This window comes from Bradyrhizobium sp. SHOUNA76 (assembly GCF_023006445.1).
Classification (GTDB): domain Bacteria; phylum Pseudomonadota; class Alphaproteobacteria; order Rhizobiales; family Xanthobacteraceae; genus Bradyrhizobium.
In genome coordinates, this window is sequence record NZ_JALBHA010000079.1 from 1 (window position 1) to 17,553 (window position 17,553).

Sequence of the window (17,553 nt, forward strand, 5' to 3'; positions counted from 1 at the left end):
CGCCGATCGCGCCGCCACCTTGCACAAGAGCGACCGCCTGCCGCCGCCGAACGAATCCACCGCGTCCCGCAACATCGTGCGCGTCTCCACGGTTGCCCGCGTCGGCAACCGCGACGTGATGCGGGTGCGTCCGTTCGTGCGGATCGCCGGCAATCTGTCGATGACGACGAGCGATCTGTCGGCGAAGATTCCACCGTTCAACGCCCAGCGCCTGCTCACCGATGTCGGCTCCGATCCGAAGACGGCAGCGGAAGATCCGAACAATCCGGAAGCCGTCGAGCCCGACGCGGAAGTCTCCTTCGTCACCAAGGACCTGTCGCCGGTGCTGCCGAAGGCCAAGATTTCGGCGGTGGTGGCGCTCGACGACATCCTGATGCGGGTGCGCGACGCCGCCAATTGGCGCGGCAACGGCGGGGTGCGCTACGCCTCGCTCGCCAATGCCGCCGCCGACATCTCCGGCGCGACCGGCCCCTCCGACATCAGAACCGCCTACGCCGCCGAAGCCTCGCCGTCCGATCCCTATGCCGGCTTCGAGACGCGCGTGGTACCGGAAAACGTCACGCTGCTGCCCAAGACCAAGGAGCAGATCACCGGCGGCAATCCCAACGGCGAACGCGTCCATCTGGTCAAGAAGGGGGACAGCGTCGCCGGCGTGTTGCGCGATCTCGGCGCGAACGCCGACGAAATCAAGGCGATCACCGCGACGCTCGGCCCCCGCGGCCGCGACGGCGGCCTCAAGGAAGGCGAGAAGCTCCGCATCCTGATGGCGCCTGCGAGCCCCGGCGCCCGCCTCCAGCCCTACCGTGTCGTCGTCGCCAACGAGACCATGGTCGAGGCGATCGCGGCGCTGTCCGATCTCGGCAAATACGTCGCGGTCGACGTCTCCAGCATGAACACCGTCGCGGACGCTGCGGCCAACGCCAACAGCGACGACGATGACGACGATGACGGCTCCGGCGTGCGGCTGTACCAGAGCATCTACGAGACCGCGATGCGCAACAAGGTGCCGATGCCGGTCATCGAGGACATGATCAAGATCTACTCCTACGACGTCGATTTCCAGCGCAAGGTGCAGCCGGGCGATTCCTTCGACGTGTTCTACGCCGGCGAAGACGAGGGCGTGACCTCGAGCGAAAAGAACGACGTGCTGTTCGCCTCCCTGACCGTCGGCGGCGAGACCAAGAAATACTACCGCTACCAGAGCCCCGACGACGGCGTGGTCGACTACTACGACGAGACCGGCAAGAGCGCGAAGAAGTTCCTGGTCAGGAAGCCGGTCAACAACGCCATCATGCGCTCCGGCTTCGGCGGCCGCCGCCACCCGATCCTCGGCTATGTGAAGATGCACACCGGCGTCGACTGGGCCACCTCCTACGGCACGCCGATCTTCGCCTCCGGCAACGGCCTGATCGAGAAGGCCGGCCCCGAGGGCGGCTACGGCAAATACATCCGCATCAAGCATTCCAACGGCTACGAGACCGCCTACGGTCATATGTCGGCCTTCGCCAAGGGCATGGAGGCGGGCAAGAAAGTGCGTCAGGGCCAGGTGATCGGCTTCGTCGGCTCGACGGGCCAGTCGACCGGCCCCCATGTCCACTACGAAATCCTGGTCAACGGCCGGTTCGTCGACCCGATGCGCGTGAAGCTGCCGCGCGGCCGTTCGCTCGAAGGCCCGATGCTCGCAGGCTTCGAGAAGGAGCGCGACCGGCTCGAGGGCATGATGAGCGGCCGCGGCGGCGCCATCGCCCGGATGTCCGATGCGACCGGCGGCCCGCTGCAGGTCACCAACCGGTAAGTCGTCAACCGGCAATCGGCCGACATCTCCAAACACGATCCGAATTTCAACGTTATCGAGCAAGGCCGTTTTGCGCCGTCACTCACAACGTCAAGTTTTGTTTGCCAAAGCCGCGTGAGGGGCGAATACTTTCCAAAAAACGGGAGGTCTCGCCATGAAGAACAGGCTCGCCTGCGCAGCCTTCGCTGCGCTTTTGGCCCCAACGAGCGCATCGGCCGACGGCTGGGAGGTGACGAAGCTCGTCCCCGGCTCGGCGTTCCATGGCGTGCACGGTCTCGGAATCGACAAGGCCGGCCATCTGTTCGCCGGCAGCGTCGCCGGCGCGGCGCTCTACGAGGTGGACATATCAAGCGGTACCGCCAAGGTTGCAATCCCGGCTCCGATCGGAATGGCCGACGACATCGCATTCGCGCCTGATGGCACCATGGCCTGGACCGGTTTCCTCGCCGGCGATCTCTATTCGCGCAAGGGCGACGGCCCGATCAAGAAGCTCGCCAGCGGCCTTCCCGGCATCAACTCGCTCGCCTTCCGCAAGGACGGCAGGCTCTACGCCACCACCGTTTTCCTCGGCGACACGCTCTATGAGATCGACGTTGAGGGCGTCAAACCACCGCGCCAGATCATGGAGAAGATGGGCGGCCTCAACGGCTTCGAGTTCGGTCCCGACGACAAGCTCTACGGTCCGCTCTGGTTCAAGGGACAGGTCGCCAAAGTCGACGTCGACAAGGCCGAGCTGACCGTCGTCGCCGACGGCTTCAAGGTCCCGGCCGCGGTGAATTTCGATTCCAAGGGCGATCTCTGGGTCGTCGATACCGCGCTTGGCCAGCTGGTCCGGGTCGACCCCAAATCGGGCGTCAAGACCATGGTCGCGCAGCTGAAGCCGTCGCTGGACAATCTCGCGATCGACGACAAGGACCGCATCTACGTTTCCAACATGGCCGACAACGGCATCCAGGAGATCGATCCCGCGACCGGCCAGGCGAAGCAGGTCATCATCGGCAAGCTCGCCCTGCCCGGCGGCATCGGCGTCACCTCGGAGAACGGCAAGGATACCATCCACGTCGCCGACGTGTTCGCCTATCGCACGGTGGACGGCGCGACCGGCGAGGTCACCGAGAAGGCGCGCATGCACGCCGCCGGCACCGCGCTCGAATACCCGATGAGCGCGACGGCGAGGGGCAACGATGTGGTGCTGTCGAGCTGGTTCACCGGCACCGTGCAGGTGATCGACGGCAAGACCGGCGCAACGCGCGACATGCTGCACGGCTTCAAGGCGCCGCACGATGCGATCGTGCTCGCGGACGGCACCATTTTGGTGGCCGAGCTCGGCACCAAGTCACTGGTCAAGGTGCGCGTCGAGGGCGAGCACGGCAAGGATCGCACCACGCTGATCGGCGACCTCGAGGGCCCGGTCGGCCTCGTCGGCGGGAAGGCTGACGAGGTCTACGTCACCGAAGCCTTTGCAGGCATCGTATCCAGGATCGACAGCAACGGCGAAAAGACCGTGCTCGCCAAGGCGCTGAAAATGCCGGAGGGCATCGCACGCGGGAGCGACGGCAAGCTGATCGTGGCCGAGGTCGGCGCCAAGCGGCTGATCGAGATCGAACCGGAGAGCGGCAAGATCACCGAGATCGCGGCCAATCTCCCGATCGGCCTCGTGGGCGCGCCCGGCGGACTGCCGACACATATTCCGACCGGCGTCGCGGTTGGCGGCACGGGGGTGATCTACGTGACCTCGGACGTGGAGAACGCGATTTACAAGGTCACGAAGAAGTAGCGACCGCCGACGGATCGGCCGCCGCAGAACTCCCACACGGCGTCCCAGTTAGGCAGCCACGTGCATGGGACGCCGATTTTTCCTTACTTTATGCTCAACTGGTTACAGTCCAATTTCCATTCGATTGCTTCACCATCGTGATCTTGGTCTTCGAGGCGTCATCAAGGGCGGCAAAGGCCGCCGTCGTTGCCTGATCAACTCCAGTGCCCGGACTCGTCGGAGAGCTATCGCCCGTAAATTCAGCGTGATAACCTTCGGTGGTCCTGCTGATTTCGATTTTCGTCGACGTCGGCTGGCCGATAAAAAGTGTAACCTGCGATTTCAGATCCACCTTGTTTTGCGCTTCGTCTTCCTCTGTGAAATCCGCGGGGCTGGTAAACAGAGCCATACGACATTCTCCCTTGGTTCATTTCATGGGATCGCGCGCATCGCTGGCGCACTTGATCATAATCAGCCTGACGCCGGTACTGCTCGGATCGACGGCATAGTTTGCTGGAGGGGCATTGAAGCCAGCACTCACGAGACACTTGGTCAACAACGCGGTTCGAGCCGTAAGAATCTTCGGATCGGCCGGAGAAAGATAACGTTGAACGAGCTGCATATTCTGGTCGTTCCTGTTGAACGTGCCGCCCTGTAGCACCATCGCAGCGGTTTTTTTATCCGACGCCTCTAATGCTGCGTCTCCCGCTTCCGCCGTCGCCTTGATCAGACCTGCAGTAAGCGTTCCAGCACGGTAGTAATCCTCGAGATCGTGAAGCGCAGCGGCGAGTGGATAGGTGGTCGGAGGATAGTCAACTTTCTTGATGATGCGGGCTGCAACGTCGTCCCGCTTTGCTTCCATCTGTGACTGGATGATCTGTATGGTCTTGCTAACCAGAAGCTCTGAATCATAAAAACCTCGAGTGGCGTTCACACCTCCCGCAAGCGCGCTCAATGTTCGGACAGTGTTTGCAGGGGTGAATACCGCTCCGGCTGTGCTCAGAGCCTGTGTCGTCAAAGCTGTCGTAAAACCGAACTCCCCCCGCTCTCTTGTCAGAGCACTCTCGAAATTGGTGAATTCAGCATCGATGATATACATGCGGAGCGCTATATATTCGTTGCGATGGCGCTTCCGGTCCTCGTCGTTGGTCGCGTCCTTATAGCTCAGCGCCATGGCATCCAAAGCCGTTTTCGCGCTCTCCACTTCGGTAGCGACCGGATACAGTCGATCCGGCTGTCCATCGAATGTCTTGCAACCCGACAAGAGCAGGCCAGCCAACACACAAACGGCGACTGCCATGCCCTGTCGACGCAACGCCACCACGCCACGCATCTCACGCCCCCTTAACTCCCCGGTAAGGATTGTGGCGACGGCGTGGCCGGTTGTTCAAGAAGATTCGCACACCCGGAGCGCTAAAGCGCGTACCGTGTATCTTTTGCACAACATCCCTTTTGCGTGCATTGCGTCAAAATTGTAGGTAGCGCGCATATTCCGGTAAGGCTGCGCCGCGATGATTGACACGCCCCGAACTGCCTGGCTTCGCATCCGCAGTTACTTAGCGGGCCAGCCGCAAAACAAACCGCCCCGGAGAGGCTGACCTCTCCGGGGCGGCTTGTCGTTTCAGGTACTGACCGCCGTCCTTCAGTTCAGCTTGCGCTTCGGCACCGGCGCCTCGAACTGCGCAATCTCGGCGGTCTGCGGTGCCTTGCCGTTGAAGGTCAGCACGTTGCCTTCGGACGAGATCGCGACCGTATCGCCATCCCTGACGTCGCCGGCCAGGATCATCTCGGCGAGCGGATCCTGGAGATGGCGCTGGATCACGCGCTTCAGCGGCCTTGCGCCGTAGGCGGGATCCCAGCCCTTGGCGGCGAGCCAGTCGCGACCGGCAGCGTCGAGGCTCAGCACGATCTTGCGGTCGGTGAGGAGCTTCTGCAGCCGCGCGAACTGGATCTCGACGATCCGGCCCATCTCGCTCCGCTGCAAGCGGTGGAACAGAATGATCTCGTCGACGCGGTTGAGGAATTCGGGGCGGAAATGCCCGCGCACCATTCCCATCACCTGCTCGCGCACGGCCGAGGTGTCCTCGCCCTCCGGCTGGTTCACCAGGAACTCCGAACCGAGATTCGAGGTCATGATGATCAGCGTGTTGCGGAAATCGACGGTACGGCCTTGGCCGTCGGTCAGGCGGCCGTCGTCGAGCACCTGCAACAGGACGTTGAAGACGTCAGGATGCGCCTTCTCGATCTCGTCGAACAGCACCACCTGATAAGGCCGGCGCCGCACCGCTTCGGTGAGCGCACCGCCCTCGTCATAGCCGACATAGCCCGGAGGCGCGCCGATCAGCCGCGAGACCGAGTGCTTCTCCATGTATTCGGACATGTCGAGGCGGACCATCGCGGTCTCGTCGTTGAACAGGTACTCCGCGAGCGCCTTGGTCAGCTCGGTCTTGCCGACGCCGGTGGGGCCTAAGAACATGAACGAGCCGGTGGGACGGTTCGGGTCCTGCAGGCCTGCGCGCGAACGGCGCACGGCGGTTGCGACCGCACGCACGGCCTCGGCCTGGCCGACGACGCGGGTGCCGAGCTGCTCCTCCATCTTCAGGAGCTTCTCCTTCTCGCCCTCCAGCATCTTGTCGACGGGCACACCGGTCCAGCGCGAGACCACCTGCGCGATGTGGTTGGCGGTGACCGCCTCCTCCATCATCTCGCCGGAGCCTTCGCGCGCCTCGATATCCCCAAGCTGCTTCTCGAGCTCGGGGATTCGGCCGTAGGCCAGCTCGCCGGCCTTCTGGAATTCGCCGCGCCGCTGCGCATTGGCCAGCTCGACACGCAAGCCGTCGAGTTCGGACTTCAGCTTCTGGGCATCGGAGAGCTTGTTCTTCTCCGCGCTCCAGCGCGCCGTCAGCGCCGCAGACTTCTCCTCGAGCTCGGCGAGGTCCTTCTCCAGGGTCTGGAGCCGGGTCTTGGAGCCGGGATCGCTTTCCTTCTTCAGGGCCTCCTGCTCGATCTTGAGCCGGATGATCTCGCGGTCGAGCGAATCCAGCTCTTCCGGCTTGGAATCGACCTGCATCTTCAGCCGCGCGGCGGCCTCGTCCATCAGGTCGATCGCCTTGTCGGGCAGGAAGCGGTCGGTGATGTAGCGGTTGGACAGCGTCGTCGCAGCCACAAGCGCGGAATCGGTGATCCGCACGCCGTGGTGCTGCTCGTACTTGTCCTTCAGGCCGCGCAGGATCGAGATGGTGTCCTCGACCGAGGGCTCGCTGACGAAGATCGGCTGGAAGCGCCGCGCCAGCGCCGCGTCCTTCTCGACGTGCTTCTGGTACTCGTCGAGCGTGGTCGCGCCGATGCAGTGCAGCTCGCCGCGGGCGAGCGCCGGCTTGAGCAGGTTGGAGGCGTCCATCGCGCCGTCGCCTTTGCCCGCGCCGATCAGCGTATGCATCTCGTCGATGAACAGGATGAAAGTGCCTTCGCTCCCGGTCACTTCCTGAAGTACGGCCTTCAGCCGTTCCTCGAACTCACCGCGATACTTCGCGCCGGCGATCAGCGCGCCGAGGTCGAGCGACAGCAGCTTCTTGTCCTTCAGGCTCTCCGGCACGTCGCCATTGACGATCCGCAGCGCGAGGCCTTCGGCGATGGCGGTCTTGCCGACGCCGGGTTCACCGATCAGGACGGGGTTGTTCTTGGTTCGGCGCGAGAGCACCTGGATGGTACGGCGGATCTCCTCGTCGCGGCCGATGACCGGGTCGAGCTTGCCGTCGCGCGCAGCCTGGGTCAGGTCGCGGGCATATTTCTTCAGCGCGTCATAGGCGTTCTCGGCGGTCGCGCTGTCAGCCGTGCGGCCCTTGCGCAGCGCCTCGATCGCCGCGTTGAGGTTTTGCGGGGTGACGCCGCCCTTGCTCAGGATCGTGCCCGCCTCACTGGTCTTTTCCAGCGCGAGGCCGAGCAGCAGCCGCTCGACGGTGACGAAGCTGTCGCCGGCCTTCTCACCGGCCTTTTCGGCCGCGTCGAAAGTGCGGGCGAGCTCGGGCGCCAGATAGATCTGCCCGGCACCGCCGCCGGAGACCTTCGGCACCTTGTTTAGGGCGTCCTCGGTCGCCTTCAGGATTGCGCGGGAATTGCCGCCGGCGCGATCGATCAGGCCGGAAGCCAGGCCCTCGTTGTCGTCCAGCAGGACCTTCAGCACGTGCAGGGTGGAAAATTGCTGGTGCCCCTCGCGCATCGCCAGCGACTGCGCAGACTGGACGAAGCCCCTGGAGCGTTCGGTATATTTGTCGATATTCATCTTTTCTGTCCCTCGGCCTGCCCTCGGGGCCCCTAAGGCACCCCAAACGGCATCTTCATTGGGTTTCCGATTACCGCATTGACGTTTCTCAACCGGTAACGGTCGTATTTTGCCGACATTGCGCCGGCCTGACGCAGATGTGGGAAGCAGGCTGCGGATGCGAAAGAGGCGACTTCACAATTTCGTGCGCTGATCCGCGAGCTTGGCGGGTCCGGATCGAATCCCTTAAGTAGCGGCATGACAGCCAGCCACACTGCCGAGATCACCGGCCTCTACCGCTACCCGATCAAGGGCCTGACGCCGGAACGCCTGTCGCGCGCCCCTTTGCGGGTCGGCCAAACCCTACCGGCGGACCGCCGCTATGCCATCGAGAACGGACCGAGCGGGTTCGACCCTGATGCGCCCGAATGGAAGCCGAAAATCCAATTCCTGATGCTGGCGCGCAATGAGCGGCTCGCGGAGCTCGACAGCCGGTTCGACGACGCCACCAATGTGTTGACCATCCGCAGGGATGGCCAGACCGTCGCCAGCGGCGACCTGGAGACCGCAGCCGGGCGCGCTGCCATCGAGCGCTACTTCACGGAGAACTTTCAGCGGGAGCTGAAGGGGCCTCCGAAGGTGCTGTCCGGCCGCGACCACAGCTTCTCCGATGTCGCCCGCAAGGTTGTCTCCATCATCAATCTCGGCAGTGTCCGCGCCATCGAGTCCATGCTGGGCGGCGCCGCGGTTCACCCGCTGCGCTTCCGCGCCAATCTCTACGTGAAGGGCTGGCCGGCCTGGTCGGAGCTCGATCTCGTCGGCCAGACGCTGGCGATCGGGCAGGCCCGGCTGAAAGTGGTCAAGCGCATCGTCCGCTGCCCTGCCACCAATGTCGATCCCGAGACCGGCAAGCGCGATCTCGAAATCCCGCCCACGCTCTCGCGCCACCTCGGCCACATGGACTGCGGCATCTATGCCGAGGTGATCGAAGGTGGCGAGATCGGCGTGGGCGATGCCGTTGCGGTGGAAGAGCCGAAGCTCATCTAAGCGGCCGTAGGGTGGGCAAAGCGAAGCGTGCCCACCACTTCGTTCTCGAATGCTGACACACCGCTGGTGGGCACGGCGCTTCGCGCCTTTGCCCACCCTACGGCTCCATGGCTAGTTCGGCATCACATACGCATAAATCCGACCGCGCGAGACCGGCGCCTCGCGGACGCGATTGCCGTTGTTGCCGGAGATCATGATCGGATTGCCCTGCGCGTCGACGCCGGTGATGATGCCGACATGACCGCCGCGGCCGCCGCGCGACATCACCGCGATTGCGCCGACCTGCGGACCGGAAACGCGCGTGCCGTAACGCGCGAACGAGCTCGCCATGTCGGATCCCGTGCCCTGATGGCCGGTGTGCTGCAGCACCATGTTCATGAAGCGCGCGCACCACAGGCTGCCGCGCCCGGTCGGATTGCTGCCGACATAGCGGCGCGCCTCCGAGACGAGGCCCGATCCACCGCCGAAGCCGCCGTTACTCATGCCGCTACCGGCGATGCCGCCGTTCGCGCTCGTGGCCATTCCATCGCTACCGCCACCGCGCATAGCCATTCGACGGCTACCGCTCGCGGCCATTCGACCGCTGCCGCTAATGATCGTTCCACCATTGCCGCTCATGACAACGCCTGGGCTATTGGCGTTCGGATCATAGCTGGCAAAAGCGTTGCCGAATCCGCTCGCCTGCAACTGCGCCGCGCCGCGCTCGAAGCGCGAGCTGCGTGCATGGTGGCGGTAATGATGATGCCTGCCGTGGTGCACGTAAGCGTGCCGCTCTGCGCTATGACGATGATGCGGCCGCGCTGAGGCCGGAGAAATGAACGAGGCAACCGCCGCGAAGAAAATCGCCAGCGCGACAACACAACGCGACAGGCGAGACGCAAACAACTCAAACATTCTTCATCCTTCGTTGACACCCCACTTCCCGATCGGCCCGTGCGGTGGCCGACATCTGCTTTGCGTATCAGAATCCTGATGTGGCGAGATCAAGACGCGTTCTGAAAGATTTTGCGCGCAGGTTAACGGGTGTTAGAACTCACATGCGTGAACTGCAGAACGGCATTCCAATGCCGCAACACCCTCAGGGAGAAAACCCGATGCCTTACGCCGTCGCGGAGGACAGGTGCCGTCTTTATTTCGAAGAAGCGGGCAGCGGCACGCCGATCATCTTCCTGCACGAATTCGCGGCCGACTACACCAATTGGGAGCCGCAGATGCGCTACTTGTCGCGCGGCCATCGCTGCATCACCTATTCGGCGCGCGGCTACACGCCGTCGGACGTTCCCGAGGGCGAGGTCTACAGCTACACGCATTTCTACAGCGACGCGCTCGCGGTGCTCGATCATCTCGAGATCGAGCGCGCACATCTCGTCGGCCTGTCGATGGGCGCCTACTCGTCGCTCCAGATCGGATTGAACGCGCCACAACGCGCGCTGTCGATGACGCTGGCCGGCGTCGGCTCCGGCTCGGAACTCGAGAACCTCGACGCTTGGCGCAAGCAATGCCGCGCAAATGCCGAGCAGTTCGAGACGCTGGGCTCCGCCGAGGTCGCGAAAGTCACGCGCGAGGCGCCGAGCCGGATTCCCTTTCTGGTGAAGGATCCGCGCGGGCACGCCGATTTCTACGCCGCGCTGGCACGACATGACGCCAAGGGTTCGGCGCGCACGATGCGCGGCTTCCAGGGCGGCCGCCCCTCGATCTACACGATGACGGATGCGATCAAGAAGGCGACGACGCCGGCGCTGATCATCTGCGGCGACGAGGACGATCCGTGCGTTGGGCCCAGCCTGTTCCTGAAGAAGCATCTGCCCGCGGCGGGGCTGGCGATGTTTCCGAAATCGGGTCACGTGCTCAATCTCGAAGAGCCCGCGCTGTTCAACGAAAGCGTCGAGCGGTTCGTGACGCTGGTGGAAGTGGGCCGCTGGCCGGCGCGCGATCCGAGGTCGCTGGCGGCGCATTAGGCACCGCTATAGCCGCTTACTCCGTCATTGCGAGCGCCAGCGAAGCAATCCAGACTACCTCCGTGGAAACAGTCTGGATTGCTTCGTCGCAAGGGCTCCTCGCAATGACGAGAAACTACGATTTCCCGCCGCCCCTGCTCAGCAAAAACACGCCCTGCTCGCCGAACATGTTCCACACCCACCACGGCAGGTTCAGCGGCACCGGGCGGCCGTAGAGATCGAGTGCGACCGAGCGCTCCATCTTGACGTTGATCTCGTCGCAGAGCTGCACGAAATCCTTGATGGTGCAGAAATGGATGTTGGCGGTGTCGTACCAGGTCGCCGGCAAATTCTCGGTGCGGGGCATGTGGCCGCCGATCAGAAGCTGGAGCCGCATCTTCCAGAAGCCGAAATTCGGGAACGAGACGATGGCGCGGCGGCCGATGCGCAGCAGATTCTCCAACACCACCCTCGGCTGCCGCGTTGCCTGCAGCGTCTGCGACAGGATCACGTAGTCGAAGGCGTCATCCGGATAATTGACGAGGTCGGTGTCGGCATCGCCCTGCACCACCGCAAGACCCTTGGCCACGCAGCGGTTGACGCCCTCACGCGACAGCTCGATGCCGCGGCCGTCGATGCCGCGGGTCTCCAGAAGCTGAAGCAGATCGCCCTCGCCGCAGCCGACGTCGAGCACCTTCGAGCCCGGCCTGACCATCTCGGCGACCAGCCGATGATCGGCGCGAAAATCACCGGACTTCCCGGTCGTAACGCCGCCCAGCGGCAAGACTTCCTGCACCGACATGCTAGCTACCCTTCAGTCCACGCGCCTTGCCTGCCGATTGCAGGAAGGCCCGGGAGATGTCGAAGAACTCGGGAACGTCGAGCAGGAAGGCGTCATGCCCGCGATCGGTCTCGATCTCGGCGAACGACACCCGCGCGCTCGAGGCGTTCAGCGCGTGCACCAGCGCGCGCGATTCCGAGGTCGGGAAGAGCCAATCGCTGGTGAACGAGACCACGCAGAAGCGGGTCTTGATATCGGCGAACGCCTTCGCCAGCACGCCGCCATGGTCGGCGGCGATGTCGAAATAGTCCATCGCGCGCGTCAGATAGAGGTAGGAGTTGGCGTCGAAGCGCTCGACGAAGGAGGAGCCCTGGTAGCGCAGATAGCTCTCGACCTGGAAATCCGCATCGAACGAGAAGGTCGGCAGCTCGCGGTCCTGCATGCGCCGGCCGAACTTGCGATGCAGCGCGGCGTCCGAGAGATAGGTGATGTGTGCCGCCATCCGCGCCACCCCGAGCCCGCGATGCGGATGGATGCCGTGATCGGCATAGCCGCCACCATGCCAATCGGGATCGGCCATCACGGCCTGGCGGCCGAGCTCGTGGAAGGCGATGTTCTGCGCGGAGTGCCGCGTCGAGCAGGCAATCGCCAGCGCAGAGAACACGCGGGCAGGATAGGCGGCGGTCCATTGCAGCACCTGCATGCCGCCCATCGAGCCGCCGACGACCGCAAACAGCGTGTCGATGCCGAGCCGGTCGATCAACATCGCCTGCGCGCGCACCATGTCGGGGATGGTGATGACAGGGAAATCCAGGCCCCAGACCTTGCCGGTGGACGGATTGATCGACGCGGGCCCGGTCGACCCCATGCAGCCGCCAATCACGTTGGAGCAGATGATGAAGTAGTGCTTGGGATCAATCGGGCGGCCGGGGCCGACCAGCGTCTCCCACCAGCCGGGCTTCCCGGTGACGGGATGCACATTGGCGACATGCTGATCGCCGGTCAGCGCATGGCAGATCAGAACGGCGTTGGAGCGATCGGCGTTGAGCTCGCCATAGGTCTGGTAGGCGATCTGGAACGGGGTGAGATCGACCCCGCAATCGAGCCGCAGCGGCTGCTCGGTGCCGAAATGCGCGACCTGCGAGCTCGGATGATCCACTTCGTGCGACCGCTCGTCGGCGCTGATCGCAGGACTCGGTATCGATTTGACGCCACCCATCTGACCATCGACCTCGTTTGCGATCAAACGCTTGATCGCCACTTGCATCAGGCCATGAAAAACCCGGCCTGAACGATAGGTTCGGCCGGGATCGGAAGCGTCCCCGGCCTGTTTAGCGAGTTTTTTAACGTGGCTGCAAGCCGGCCGGCTCAAATGACCACGGAACGGGCAAAAGCTACCGTCTTGGGCGGTTTTCGTCAAGTCGCGGCCCGGATCGGCTCAATTCGCCTCTGTCGCGTCGACCGAAAAGGACGTGATTTCTCTTTGCTTTCACCGCCCCGACTGCCTAATCAGGGCATCCCCCAATCGAAACGATCGACAGCCAAGACATGTCCCAACGCCCGCCCGCGCCACCATCGCTGCAGGAACTGCGCAAGGAGATCGACGCGATCGATGAGGGCATGCATCGCCTCCTCATGCAGCGCGGCGACATCATCGACCGCCTGATCCAGGTGAAGCAGACCCAGGAGGTCGGCTCCGCGTTCCGCCCGGCGCGTGAGGCCGCCATGATGCGCGACCTCGTGCAGCGCCATCGCGGCATCCTGCCGCTCGACACGGTCGAGAGCATCTGGCGCGTCATCATCTCGACCTTCACCTATGTGCAGGCGCCGTTCTCCGTGCATGCCGACATCTCGGTGAGCGAGCCGGCGATGCGCGATTCCGCGCGCTTCCATTTTGGTTTTACGGTGCCCTACGTCGCGCATTTCAGCGCGCAGGCCGCGGTCGAGGCGGTGGCGAAATCCAAGGGCGATCTGGCGCTGGTTTCGGCGACCTCAAGCCGCACGCCCTGGTGGCTCTCGCTCGAGCAAGAAGGCGCGCCAAAAATCATCGCGCGGCTGCCCTTCGTCGAGCGCGCCGACCATCCGGCCGCACTGCCGGTGTTCGCAATCTCGCGCGTCGCCGACAGCGCTTTGGTGACGGAGGTCGAGACCTTCAGTGTGCGCGTCTCGGGATGGAACGCCGAGGTCGCGCGTGCCTTGTCGCCGCTCGCCGAGATCGTGGCGGTGCCCGACACCGCCTTCGACGGCGCGGCGCTGCTGGTCTCGGTCACGGGTGCGACCAGCATCGACAAAATCAGGGCTGCCCTGATCGAGGCGGGGGCCTCGGTCCGCTCCACGGCCCTCGTCGGCAGCCACGCAACGCGCTATACGGTGCCCCCGACCGGGGCGAAATCGTAAACCGCGCGCCACGCCCCGCCATTTTCGGAGTTGAAGATGTCCCGCCCCGTGCCGAATCCCGGCATTCTCGATATTGCGCCCTACACGCCCGGCAAGAGCCCGGTCGCCGAGCCGGGTCGCAAGGTATTCAAGCTCTCGGCCAACGAGACGCCGTTCGGGCCCTCGCCCAAGGCGATCGAGGCGTTCAAGCGCGTGGCGGACCATCTGGAGGACTATCCGGAAGGAACCTCGCGCGTGCTGCGCGAGGCGATCGGCCGTTCCTTCGGGCTCGATCCCAACCGCATCATCTGCGGCGCCGGCTCGGACGAGATCCTCAACCTGCTCGCCCACACCTATCTCAGCCACGGCGACGAGGCGATCTCGACCACGCACGGTTTCCTGGTCTACCCGATCGCGACCATGGCGGTCGGTGCCAAGAATGTCGTCGCGCAGGAGACCAACCTCACCTGCGACGTCGACGCCATCCTGAAAGCCGTGACGCCGCGCACCAAGCTGGTCTGGCTCGCCAACCCCAACAATCCGACCGGGACCTACGTGCCGTTCGACGAGGTCAAGCGGCTGCGCGCCGGCCTGCCCTCGCACGTGCTGCTGGTGCTGGATGCCGCCTATTGCGATTACGTCTCGCGCAACGATTACGAGATGGGGATCGAGCTCGTCGCCACCACCGAGAATACGGTGGTGACGCACACATTCTCGAAGATCCACGGCCTCGCGGCGCTGCGCATCGGCTGGATGTTCGGTCCCGAGCACATCATCGACGCCGTCAACCGCATCCGCGGTCCCTTCAACGTGTCGACACCCGCGATGTATGCCGCGGTCGCCGCGATCGAGGACACTGCGCACCAGGCGATGTCGAAGCAGTTCACCGAGACCTGGCGCAACTGGCTCACCGAGGAGATCGGCAAGCTCGGACTGAAGGTGACGCCGAGCGTCGCCAATTTCGTGCTGATCCACTTCCCGACCGACAAGGGCAAGACCGCTGATGATGCCGACGCCTTCCTCACCAAGCGCGGCCTGGTGCTGCGCGCGTTGAAGAACTACGGCCTGCCGCATTCGCTGCGCATGACCATCGGCACCGAGGAAGCCAATCGCCTCGTGGTCGATGCCTTGCGCGACTTCGTGGCCGGCAAATGAGCGCGGATCCGCACTTCCAGCGTGTCGCGCTGATCGGCTTCGGCCTGATCGGCGGCTCGATCGCGCGCGCTGCGAAGCTCCAGGGCCTGGCGGGCGAGATCGTCACAACCGCGCGCTCGGAGAAGACGCGCGCGCGGGTGATGGAGCTCGGCATCGTCGATCAGGTCGTGGCGACCAATGCGGAAGCGGTGAAGGATGCCGATCTCGTCATCCTCTGCATTCCCGTCGGCGCCTGCGGACCTGTGGCTCAGGAGATCGCCGCGCACCTGAAGCCAGGCGCTGTCATCTCCGACGTCGGCTCGGTCAAGGGCGCGATCGTCAGGGACATGGCGCCGCATCTGCCGAAGTCGGTTCATTTCGTGCCGGCGCATCCGGTGGCGGGCACCGAGCATTCGGGTCCGGATTCAGGCTTCGCCGAGCTCTTCATCAACCGCTGGTGCATTCTCACCCCGCCCGAAGGCGTCGACGCCGCGGCCACCGATCGCCTGCGCGCGTTCTGGGCGGCGATGGGCGCCAAGGTCGAGGTCATGACGCCGGATCATCACGATCTCGTGCTCGCGATCACCAGCCATCTGCCGCATCTGATCGCCTACACCATCGTCGGCACCGCGGACGAGCTGGCGCAGGTGACGGAATCCGAGGTCATCAAGTTCTCCGCCGGCGGCTTTCGCGATTTCACCCGCATCGCCGCCTCCGACCCGACGATGTGGCGCGACGTCTTCCTCGCCAACAAGGAGGCCGTGCTGGAGATGCTCGGCACCTTCACCGAGGACCTCGCCAAGCTCACCCGCGCGATCCGCCGCGGCGACGGCGAGGCGCTGTTCGACCACTTCACCCGCACCCGCGCCATCCGCCGCGGCATCGTCGAGATCGGCCAGGATTCGGCGGCGGCGGATTTCGGCCGGCAGCACGGCGCGCTGAAGAAGCCGTAGCGGCGCCTCCCCATTTCCCGTCATTCCGGGGCGACGCGCAGCGTCGAACCCGGAATGACGAGAGGTCTTCAATACAGCGGCGGGATCTGGCCGACCTTGACCGGGCCGAGCAGCACGGCGCCGTCGACGAACTTGAGCGGGAAGCTTCTCGCTTTCTTGCCTTCCAGCGTGCTCTCGGTGCCGATCGAGTTGATGCCGGCGGCAACGCCGGCATTGGCGTTCTGCTTGATGACCTTCCCCAGGCCGGGCACGGCGCGGTCGAGCGCGCCGAAGAGGTTGTTGAGGTCCTGCGACTTCACGCCCGGCGCGACGCGGTCGAGCGTCGCCTGCGGCACGCCCTCCTCCAGCATCTTCTCGATGCCGAGCGCCGGGATCACGCGCTCGAGGCCCGTCACCGTCATCTGCAATTCGCCGTCGAGCCGGCCGTTGGCGGAGAGGCCGAGCGTGCCGGCCGCAACCGCGATCATCTCGCCCTGCTGGATCCGCGACTGGACGATCTCGATATGGCCGCCGGCGGCCTGGATCTCGCGGAAGCGCTGCGGCCAGGGCTTTGGCGTCAGGTCGGACAGGCCGGTGACCTTGGCGCGCGTGTCCGCCTCGAACGGCTCGGCGAGCAGGGGGTGAACGCCCTGGATGCTGCCCTGCGCGACATGGAGCACGGTCTCGATCACAGGATGATCGGCCGGCGATCCCTCGGCGAGGCGACCGTGCAGCTCGACCTGCTTGGCGCGCGCAAGCGGCACCTGCACGCTGCCGTCGAGCCGGTTGAGGGTGGGATCGTCGAACACGATGGAGGCGCGATCCGGCACGGCCGGCAGGCCCGCCACGCTGGCGCGACCGTTACTCCAGTTCACCACGAAGGTGTTTTGCGTGACGCCGTCGGTCAGGGTCGCGGGTGCGGAGAATTGGGCGATGACGCGCTTGGGATCGTAGACCTGGGCGACGACCAGGATGTTGTCGAGCTTCGCCGTGAATGGCGTCTTGCTCGCATTCTGCGAGACCAGGGCGACGCTGGCGCCGGAGCACTGGACCTCGAAGCGGAACGGGAAGCCCGCGATCGAGCGCTTGGCGCAATCATAGATGCGGCCCGCCTTGGCCTCCTGCGCCCGCCAGGCGTCGGCGGCGATCTCGGCCTGCGACGCCGCATAGAACCAGAAGCAGCTCCACGCCACGGCGAGGATCAGGACGAGAACGGGTGCGATGAAAAGGCCCCAACGGGAGCGGCGGCCTGCGGCAACGGTCATATTGGACATGCGGCGACCCTTTGACCCCAGATTCAGGCAAATGTAAGCGAGGCCCGCCTGCGACGAAAGGCGGAGAATTCGCTTCGCTTGGGGGCGCGGTTCTGGTAGCCGTGCCCGAAATGTCGGAAATCACCCTCCCCTCCGTCACCACAGCCAACGGCGACCTCTGGGTGTTCGGCTACGGCTCGCTGATGTGGCGGCCGGGCTTCGCATTCGAGGAGCGCGCCCCGGCGCGGCTGGTCGGCGAGCACCGCGCGCTCTGCGTCTAT

At 64.6% G+C, this 17,553-nt stretch carries 15 protein-coding genes and 1 riboswitch; of the genes, 8 read left to right on the plus strand and 7 right to left on the minus strand.

The features are described from left to right. Together MOV74_RS12205 and MOV74_RS12210 are read left to right on the plus strand one after the other, a co-directional pair. Positions 1-1,795 (plus strand): M23 family metallopeptidase (locus MOV74_RS12205; RefSeq protein ID WP_246921918.1); only part of this gene is annotated, 1,795 nt, incomplete at its 5' end. Between the two features lie 154 nt (positions 1,796-1,949). Further along, positions 1,950-3,572: a hypothetical protein gene (locus MOV74_RS12210; protein ID WP_246921922.1), complete on the plus strand. Its 1,623-nt coding sequence runs from the start codon at positions 1,950-1,952 to the stop codon at positions 3,570-3,572. A 94-nt stretch (positions 3,573-3,666) separates the two neighbouring features. Here MOV74_RS12210 and MOV74_RS12215 read toward each other — a convergent pair whose 3' ends face one another. The 3 genes from MOV74_RS12215 to clpB form a co-directional block, all read right to left on the minus strand. Beyond that, positions 3,667-3,960: a hypothetical protein gene (locus MOV74_RS12215; protein ID WP_246921924.1), complete on the minus strand. Its 294-nt coding sequence runs from the start codon at positions 3,958-3,960 to the stop codon at positions 3,667-3,669. Between the two features lie 18 nt (positions 3,961-3,978). Beyond that, entirely contained in the window at positions 3,979-4,884 is a 906-nt protein-coding gene (locus MOV74_RS12220; protein WP_246921926.1) for a hypothetical protein, read from the minus strand. A 309-nt stretch (positions 4,885-5,193) separates the two neighbouring features. Then, a complete protein-coding gene (gene clpB / locus MOV74_RS12225; protein ID WP_246921928.1) occupies positions 5,194-7,833 on the minus strand; it encodes an ATP-dependent chaperone ClpB in 2,640 nt (879 codons plus the stop codon). Positions 7,834-8,070: 237 nt separating this feature from the next. On the opposite strand from clpB, the gene MOV74_RS12230 reads away from it, so the two are divergent. Continuing rightward, positions 8,071-8,859, plus strand: coding sequence for an MOSC domain-containing protein (locus MOV74_RS12230; RefSeq protein ID WP_246921930.1), 789 nt, complete (start codon positions 8,071-8,073; stop codon positions 8,857-8,859). A 111-nt stretch (positions 8,860-8,970) separates the two neighbouring features. Here MOV74_RS12230 and MOV74_RS12235 read toward each other — a convergent pair whose 3' ends face one another. Next, entirely contained in the window at positions 8,971-9,753 is a 783-nt protein-coding gene (locus MOV74_RS12235; protein WP_246921932.1) for a TIGR02594 family protein, read from the minus strand. A 200-nt stretch (positions 9,754-9,953) separates the two neighbouring features. Here MOV74_RS12235 and MOV74_RS12240 point away from each other — a divergent pair, with 200 nt between their 5' ends. Beyond that, positions 9,954-10,817, plus strand: a complete 864-nt coding sequence (locus MOV74_RS12240; protein WP_246921935.1) for an alpha/beta fold hydrolase — start codon at positions 9,954-9,956, stop codon at positions 10,815-10,817. Positions 10,818-10,932: 115 nt separating this feature from the next. On the opposite strand, the gene metW is transcribed toward MOV74_RS12240, so the two are convergent. After that, entirely contained in the window at positions 10,933-11,598 is a 666-nt protein-coding gene (gene metW / locus MOV74_RS12245) for a methionine biosynthesis protein MetW (RefSeq protein ID WP_246921938.1), read from the minus strand. A 1-nt stretch (position 11,599) separates the two neighbouring features. Beyond that, complete coding sequence (locus tag MOV74_RS12250; RefSeq protein ID WP_246921953.1) at positions 11,600-12,796, minus strand: homoserine O-acetyltransferase; 1,197 nt, start codon at positions 12,794-12,796, stop codon at positions 11,600-11,602. Between the two features lie 91 nt (positions 12,797-12,887). Then, positions 12,888-12,967: riboswitch (SAM riboswitch) on the minus strand. 158 nt (positions 12,968-13,125) lie between these two features. Between MOV74_RS12250 and MOV74_RS12255 the strand changes: the two genes are divergently transcribed. From MOV74_RS12255 to MOV74_RS12265, 3 genes are read left to right on the plus strand one after another with little or no spacing between them, the layout of a single operon-like run. Beyond that, on the plus strand, positions 13,126-13,974 hold the full coding sequence (locus MOV74_RS12255) for a chorismate mutase (RefSeq protein ID WP_246921941.1): 849 nt from the start codon (positions 13,126-13,128) through the stop codon (positions 13,972-13,974). Between the two features lie 36 nt (positions 13,975-14,010). Further along, positions 14,011-15,108 (plus strand): histidinol-phosphate transaminase, encoded by a 1,098-nt coding sequence (gene hisC, locus MOV74_RS12260; protein WP_246921944.1) that lies wholly within the window; start codon positions 14,011-14,013, stop codon positions 15,106-15,108. Then, complete coding sequence (locus MOV74_RS12265) at positions 15,105-16,040, plus strand: prephenate/arogenate dehydrogenase family protein (RefSeq protein ID WP_246921947.1); 936 nt, start codon at positions 15,105-15,107, stop codon at positions 16,038-16,040. The genes hisC and MOV74_RS12265 overlap by 4 nt, the downstream gene beginning before the upstream one ends. Before the next feature lie 68 nt (positions 16,041-16,108). Here MOV74_RS12265 and MOV74_RS12270 read toward each other — a convergent pair whose 3' ends face one another. Then, positions 16,109-17,293, minus strand: a complete 1,185-nt coding sequence (locus tag MOV74_RS12270; RefSeq protein WP_246921950.1) for a DUF2125 domain-containing protein — start codon at positions 17,291-17,293, stop codon at positions 16,109-16,111. A 110-nt stretch (positions 17,294-17,403) separates the two neighbouring features. On the opposite strand from MOV74_RS12270, the gene MOV74_RS12275 reads away from it, so the two are divergent. Then, the coding region (locus MOV74_RS12275; RefSeq protein WP_246921956.1) for a gamma-glutamylcyclotransferase at positions 17,404-17,553 on the plus strand (150 nt) is incomplete at its 3' end.